Origin of the sequence: Ruegeria sp. HKCCSA071 (genome assembly GCF_017872555.1) — a bacterium.
Classification (GTDB): Bacteria; Pseudomonadota; Alphaproteobacteria; order Rhodobacterales; family Rhodobacteraceae; genus Ruegeria.
Genome location: NZ_JAEDOX010000005.1, coordinates 170,145 through 176,658 on the forward strand (window position 1 = coordinate 170,145; position 6,514 = coordinate 176,658).

At 56.7% G+C, this 6,514-nt stretch carries 6 protein-coding genes; 3 read left to right on the plus strand and 3 right to left on the minus strand.

What is annotated here, in order from left to right:
- Positions 1-34: 34 nt before the first annotated feature.
- The gene (locus I9188_RS12935; RefSeq protein ID WP_209507002.1) at positions 35-904 is read right to left on the minus strand and encodes a LysR family transcriptional regulator; all 870 of its coding nucleotides are present in this window, start codon (positions 902-904) and stop codon (positions 35-37) included.
- Positions 905-1,018: 114 nt separating this feature from the next.
- Here I9188_RS12935 and I9188_RS12940 point away from each other — a divergent pair, with 114 nt between their 5' ends.
- Both I9188_RS12940 and I9188_RS12945 read left to right on the plus strand, forming a co-directional pair.
- Positions 1,019-1,774: a class II aldolase and adducin N-terminal domain-containing protein gene (locus I9188_RS12940; RefSeq protein ID WP_209507003.1), complete on the plus strand. Its 756-nt coding sequence runs from the start codon at positions 1,019-1,021 to the stop codon at positions 1,772-1,774.
- Positions 1,775-2,785 (plus strand): sterol desaturase family protein, encoded by a 1,011-nt coding sequence (locus tag I9188_RS12945; protein ID WP_245223718.1) that lies wholly within the window; start codon positions 1,775-1,777, stop codon positions 2,783-2,785.
- A gap of 21 nt (positions 2,786-2,806) precedes the next feature.
- Here the strand turns inward: I9188_RS12945 and I9188_RS12950 are convergent, their stop codons facing one another.
- Positions 2,807-3,439 carry a class I SAM-dependent methyltransferase gene (locus tag I9188_RS12950; protein ID WP_209507015.1) on the minus strand — a complete coding sequence of 211 codons (633 nt, stop codon included), beginning with the start codon at positions 3,437-3,439 and terminating at the stop codon, positions 2,807-2,809.
- Positions 3,440-3,526: 87 nt separating this feature from the next.
- Between I9188_RS12950 and I9188_RS12955 the strand changes: the two genes are divergently transcribed.
- Positions 3,527-4,372, plus strand: coding sequence for an SDR family oxidoreductase (locus tag I9188_RS12955; protein WP_209507005.1), 846 nt, complete (start codon positions 3,527-3,529; stop codon positions 4,370-4,372).
- A 5-nt stretch (positions 4,373-4,377) separates the two neighbouring features.
- Here the strand turns inward: I9188_RS12955 and I9188_RS12960 are convergent, their stop codons facing one another.
- Complete coding sequence (locus I9188_RS12960; protein ID WP_209507006.1) at positions 4,378-5,997, minus strand: GMC family oxidoreductase N-terminal domain-containing protein; 1,620 nt, start codon at positions 5,995-5,997, stop codon at positions 4,378-4,380.
- Positions 5,998-6,514 lie beyond the last annotated feature (517 nt).

Sequence of the window (6,514 nt, forward strand, 5' to 3'; positions counted from 1 at the left end):
TAGGCGTCGACAGCGCGCAAGAACCCGTCCGAGTTTAGGTTTCGGACCCGAATTCTCGCCGTATCCAGTTCGCAAACGTAACCGCCCCGGGCGTATCCTCAGCCTGCGGGGAGAGCAGCAGGTAATACGCCTCAGGCATCGGGGCGCGATGCTCAAATGGTGCGATCAGTCGTCCCTGATCAATCAGGTGACCCGCGATGGTATCATGGGCCAGGCACAGGCCACCTCCGGCCATCGCGGCTGATAAACAAACCAGATAGGTTGTCGCATAGGTAATAGGCGGATTCTGCCAATTCAGAGCCTGATCTTCCGCCCATGTCGCCCAGTTGGTCAACAGGTTGGAACAGTCGAACAGAGGTTTTTCCTGAAGGTCTTGCAGGCACACCTGATACCCCGGAGCGCAGACGGGGTAGTAATATTCAGAGCGCAGCATTTCTGTCCGGGTTGTATCCGAAGGTCGAAGGGAAAACCTGATCTCGACCGCTGCGCCTTCGGCCATCTCGCGCGGTTCCCACAGCTCGGTGAAGATGTTCAGCTGAACATCCGGGTGTTCCGCCCGAAATAACGGAAGGCGCGGGGCCAGCCAGTTCACTGCGAAACTGATGTTGCACTGCACCTGGACCGCATTCTGTTGCGCGCCAGTTACCGCCTGAGTGCCCCGTATCAGCGTCCGAAACGCCTCGCGCACCACCGGCAAATAGGTGATCCCGGCCTCTGTCAGCTCAAGCGCCTTCGGGCGTCGCAGGAACAATGGCTGACCCAGATGACCTTCCAGCGATTTGATCTGCTGACTAACCGCACTTTGCGTCATGTTCAGATCCCGCGCCGCGTCAGTGAATGACAGGTGGCGGGCTGCGGCTTCGAATGTGCGCAGCCAGCCAAGCGGGGGAAGCTTGTTTTGCATCGGCATAACTCCGGCATAAGTTCAGCTAATGGGATAGTTGCGTTTTTTTCGTTGGTCAAATTGCCGGACCAAATGCAGGCTTTGGTCATTCGAAGATATCAAAGGACGCATCACATGAGTCTCACCAACCTTCGTTCCAACATCGATCATTGGTCAGAACGTGTGGACATGGCCGCAACCTTTCGCTGGACAGCCCGGCTGAATATGCATGAAGCCGTTGCCAACCATTTCAGTCTTGCTGTGAACAAAGACGGGACGCAGTTCCTTATGAACCCCAATCAGGCGCATTTCTCGCGTATTCGCGCGTCTGATCTGTTGTTGTTGGACGCCAACGATCCGGATGTGATGTCCCAACCCGGTGCACCTGATCCCACGGCCTGGGGCCTGCACGGTTCGATCCATCGCCACTGCCCGCACGCGCGTTGCGTCATGCATGTGCATTCGATTTTCGCAACTGTTCTGGCCTCACTGGCCGACAGTACGCTTCCGCCAATCGATCAGAACACCGCGACCTTCTACAACCGCTACGTTGTTGACGAAGAATTTGGCGGGTTGGCTTTTGAAAGCGAAGGAGAGCGGTGCGCCGGGATGCTGGCTGATCCGAAGAAGAAGGTCATGATCATGGGCAACCACGGGGTTCTGATTACGGGTAGTGACCCTGCAGATACCTTTAACAGGCTCTACTATTTCGAGCGCGCTGCCGAAACATACATCCGGGCACTGCAAACAGGCCTGCCCCTGCGGGTGCTGTCGGATGAGATTGCAGAGAAAACAGCGCAGGAACTGGACGACTACCCCGATCAGGCGGAAGCGCATCTTCGAGCGATCAAGGAAATACTTGATGCAGAAGGCTCGGATTACGCAACCTGAATGCAAGACAGAGTGACCAACATGCGAGATACCGCTCAAGACCCCGAAGCTGCCCGCTGGCATTACCACCCCGACGGGCCAGTGGGCCTCAACCCGCTGTTCAGTTGGCCACCACGTCCGGCGGCCGTGCTAAAATGGTACAGCGGCGCATGGTTGCAAATCACCGCCCTGACCCTGTGCATGACCTTGGCCGTCATCGCCTATGCGTTCTTTTTCCCTGCATTAGAGACGATGAAAAGCTTTGCACCCGGGTGGATGTTCCGGATCTGGCTGCTGAACTTGGTACCGCAAACTCTGGTGGCAGGAAGCCTGCACTGGTGGCTGTACATGCGCAAAGGGCAGGGGATGTACAAAAAGTTTGATCGCAGGGACCTGACGCGGGACAACGGAACATTCACATTCCGCAATCAGGTCTGGGATAATATCTGGTGGACGCTGGGCAGCGCCATGACGGTGGCGACTGTTTACCAGTGGGTCATCTTTTGGTCGATGGCAAATGGCTGGGTTCCGACGATTACTTGGGCCAGCGCACCGGTGTGGTTCGTGGTTTGGATGCTGTTTATTCCCATGTGGTCCGGCCTGCATTTTTACTGGGTGCACCGGCTGGAACATCATCCCAGGCTTTATAAACACGTGCACGCGGTCCATCACCGCAATGTCAATACCGGGCCATGGTCAGGGATTTCGAATCACTGGTTTGAAAACATGCTGTATTTCACGACGTATTTCATCCACCTGATCGTGCCGTCCCATCCACTGCATGTGTTGTTTCATAGCTCGTTCCAGCAGGTCAGCCCGATACTGTCCCATTCTGGGTTCGAGAAGATAAAGGCCGGTGAGACCGAAGCCGCGCGGGCGGGCGACTTTTTTCACCAGCTCCACCACCGGTACTTCGAGTGCAACTACGGCACATCCGAAATTCCGTTCGACAAGTGGTTTGGCACCTATCACGATGGCTCGGCCGAGGCGACAACACGCACGCGGGCCTACAAAAAGCAGATGTACACCTGACGCGGCTGGCTCTGTCCGGGGCTAAACCCGTTCGAACAATGCAATAAAGGCCGTGTCATCCTTGTTTGGACCCGCGGCAAGATCACCGTAGATGCGAACCTCGGGCAGGGTCAGGTTGCGGATCTGATCCTGTTCCAGTTCGTGCAGCTTGCCCTTGAAGCCCATCTTTTCGAAATGGCGGGCGTTTATTGACAGGGCGAACGTCGCGCCTGACCGTGCGACGCGAAGCAGGGCGGGTAATACTTCGGGACCCAGATGGCCATGTGTGAATGTGCCAGATGACACGATGCCCGAGTAGCTGTCAGGCGGAACCGGGATGCCATGGGTCAGGTCAGCCTCGATCGCGTCCCGGTAGATATCCTTGCGCATAGCCTGTTCCAGCATCTCTGAACTGATATCCGTGGCATCAATCGGCCCAACACCAAGCCCAGACAACGCCGCGCCGCACAGGCCCGTTCCCGCACCGACATCCAGAACCGGCCCCTGACCGCCCGCGCCCACAAACGCCCGTGCGGTATGGATATGAAGCTGATAATCCTCACGCGCGGCAAAGCTGTCATCATAATCCCCGGCCCATTCCGCATAGAGGCGTTTGTTTTCGTCCGGAGAGCTCAGCGCGTAGGCAGAATGCAGGTCTGGTTTCTTTTTGCTCATATCCACAGAAAGGCGCATCGGAAGATTCGATTCAAGTGCGTCCATGCGGCGCTTGCATCCCGGTGCGCTGAAGCCCATCAACGGGGCATGACCAAGTCACTCTTCTCATTTGGCCACGGCTATTCTGCGCAGGCCCTTTCCCGAGTTCTTGCCCCGAAAGGCTGGCAGATTTTTGGCACCACACGAGATAGCGAAGGCACTGATGCAATACGTGCCTCTGGCGCGGACCCGCTGATCTGGCCCGGTGAGGTCCCAAATTTGGGTGGGGTAACGCATTTGCTGATCTCGACAGCACCGGGCGAGGCGGGCGATCCGGTACTGGCGGCGCTGGGCGATGAGATTCACAAACGGGCAAGTCAGTTCACTTGGGTGGGCTATTTATCGACAACGGCTGTTTATGGCGACCATCAGGGTGGCTGGGTTGACGAAGACACCCCGCCAACACCGACCGCCAAGCGTGGAAAGTGGCGTATGCTGGCTGAAGAGCAATGGGCGGCCGTTCCGGACCTGCCTGTTCACATCTTCCGTCTGGCAGGGATATACGGCCCGGGTCGTGGGCCGTTCTCCAAGCTCACACGCGGCGGGCTGCGGCGCATCATCAAGCCGGGGCAAGTGTTTTCGCGCATCCACGTGGATGACATTGCGCAGGTTCTGCAAGCCTCGATGACAAGGCCGAATCCGGGCAGTGTATATAACGTATGCGACGATGAGCCTGTCCCGCCACAGGATGTCATCGGGTATGCCGCCGAGTTGCAGGGGCTTCCTCTGCCCCCGGCGGTTTCATTTGACGAAGCTGACCTGACACCGATGGCGCGTAGTTTTTATAACGAGAACAAACGCGTCCGAAACGACCGGATCAAGGATGAATTGGGTGTCGAATTAATCTACCCAAACTACCGGGTGGGGTTGGAGGCGCTGATGAAGGACCGATAGGTTCTTTACTGCGCGGCTGCCTTAATCATGTCCGAGGCTTTTTCCGCGATCATTATTGTTGGTGCGTTTGTGTTTCCCGATACCAGCGTTGGCATCACCGACGCATCAACCACGCGCAGCCCCTCAATCCCCCGCACCCGAAGTTCGGGATCCACAACAGCCAAATCGTCGGTACCCATCTTGCAGGTGCCGACCGGGTGATAGATCGTATCGGCGCGGGCGCGGATATGCCCCTCCCAATCGGCGTCGGATTTCGCCATATCCGTTCCGAACATCTCTTTGTGCCGATATTTGGCCAAAGCCGGCGCTTGCAGGATGTCTCGAGTCATTCGCGCGCCTTTGATCATGGTGTCCAGATCGCGCGCATCTGAAAGAAACCCAGGGTCAATGACAGGCATTGCCATTGGGTCATCGCTGCTAAGGCCAACGGTTCCCCGACTTTCCGGACGAAGCTTGCAGATATGGCAGCTATACCCGTAACCGTAATGCAGTTTGCGCGCGTGATCATCGACCATTGCAATGGTGAAATGCAGCTGAATATCCGGGCGCTCCAGCCCGGGTGCGGTTTTCAGGAACGCCGCCCCTTCGGCAAACGGTGTGGCCGCCATTGACACGCCGGTCTTGCGCCACTGATGGATGTGCTTCAACAGTCGCACCGCTGCTGTCGCGCCGATCCCAAAGTTGTTTGTGTCTTTGGTCCGGTAGGTCAGCGTAAAGTCGAGGTGGTCCTGCAGGTTTTGTCCCACACCCGGTAGTTCATGCAGAACGGCGACCCCGTGCGGTTCAAGATCAGCGCTTGCTCCAACCCCTGAGACTTGCAGCAGTTGCGGTGTTTTCAAAGCACCCGCGCATAACAGAATTTCGCGCGTGGCAGTAACGGTTGTGTCTGCCTCTTTGCCTTTGACCGTGCAAACAACGCCGGTTGCGCGCTTACCCTGAAAGACCAGCCTTTTCGCATGGGCATGTGTAATGACCGTCAGGTTCGGGCGGTTGGCAATCGGGAACAGGTAGCCCGCAGCCGCTGAGCACCGCTCTCCATTCTTTGCCGGATCATGAAACTGCGTTACCTGATACAGCCCAACACCTTCGTTATCGCCTCGGTTGAAATCTTCAGTGTGGCGATGTTGGAGTTGCTGCACGGCTTCAATGAACGCGCGGGTGATCGGGCGAGGTTCTTTTTGCTGTGACACCTGTAACGGGCCCTTGTCACCATGCCAGCTGTCCGCGCCAAGCTCATTGTTCTCGGACCGTTTGAAATACGGCAATACACTGTCCCAATCCCAGCCGTCGCAGCCCTGATCGGCCCACCCATCGTAATCCTGCCGCTGACCTCGGACATAAAGCATCGCGTTGATCGCGCTCGAACCACCCAGTGCTTTACCGCGGGGTTGATACCCCCGGCGTCCGTTCAACCCGCGTTGCGGTATGGTTTCAAAAGCCCAGTTGTTGATTTTGGGTCGTCCCGGAAGGGCTGCCACGACAGCTGCCGGCACCCTGACAGTCAGGCCGTTTCCGTTCCCACCTGCTTCGAGCAGGCAAACGCGTGAAGCCGGGTTCTCGGTAAGGCGGTTTGCAAGAACGGATCCTGCCGACCCGCCGCCCACGATGATATAGTCGAACTGCATGTTGGCTTTCCTACTATCAGAACCATTACTGCGCCGGTCCGCTGTTCGCCATCCGAGCCAGGCTTTCCTGAGACTGCGTCAATTGAGTGAAAAAACAATTGTGACCTGAAGTCAGTTTCCAAGTGTACTTCGGCATTCAACGAAGCGGTTCACCCGCGCCGATCGAAAGACTCAAGATAGATATCGATGTCGTCGTTTGCTGTCGGGGTCGACGATTCCAGCCAAAGTGCAGATTTCACCCTCTTCTTCTGATGAGCCCTCACCTGAAATGGCCGACGAAAATCGCGAAACAACCACTAAATAACTGATTTATTTTATTTAATTGAATTCGTTGTGAGAAATGTGAAGTTTTTTCAAAATGGGGGTTGCAGGTCGGAAGCCTAATCCGTAAATACCCCTTCACCGGCGCTGCTGAGGCGGTGCTGACGGGTCGGAGAGACGGCCTGACGGACTGGAAAGACGGTTGAGACGCTCAGGAGAGACTGGGGGCATCTTGTGTTGAGGTTTAGGCGGTTGC

Coding starts and splice junctions, on each gene's coding strand:
- I9188_RS12940 (WP_209507003.1), top strand. CDS start 1,019: ATGAGTCTCACCAACCTTCGTTCCAACATCGATCATTGGTCAGAACGT.
- I9188_RS12945 (WP_245223718.1), top strand. CDS start 1,775: ATGCAAGACAGAGTGACCAACATGCGAGATACCGCTCAAGACCCCGAA.
- I9188_RS12955 (WP_209507005.1), top strand. CDS start 3,527: ATGACCAAGTCACTCTTCTCATTTGGCCACGGCTATTCTGCGCAGGCC.
- I9188_RS12935 (WP_209507002.1), bottom strand. CDS start 904: ATGCAAAACAAGCTTCCCCCGCTTGGCTGGCTGCGCACATTCGAAGCC.
- I9188_RS12950 (WP_209507015.1), bottom strand. CDS start 3,439: ATGAGCAAAAAGAAACCAGACCTGCATTCTGCCTACGCGCTGAGCTCT.
- I9188_RS12960 (WP_209507006.1), bottom strand. CDS start 5,997: ATGCAGTTCGACTATATCATCGTGGGCGGCGGGTCGGCAGGATCCGTT.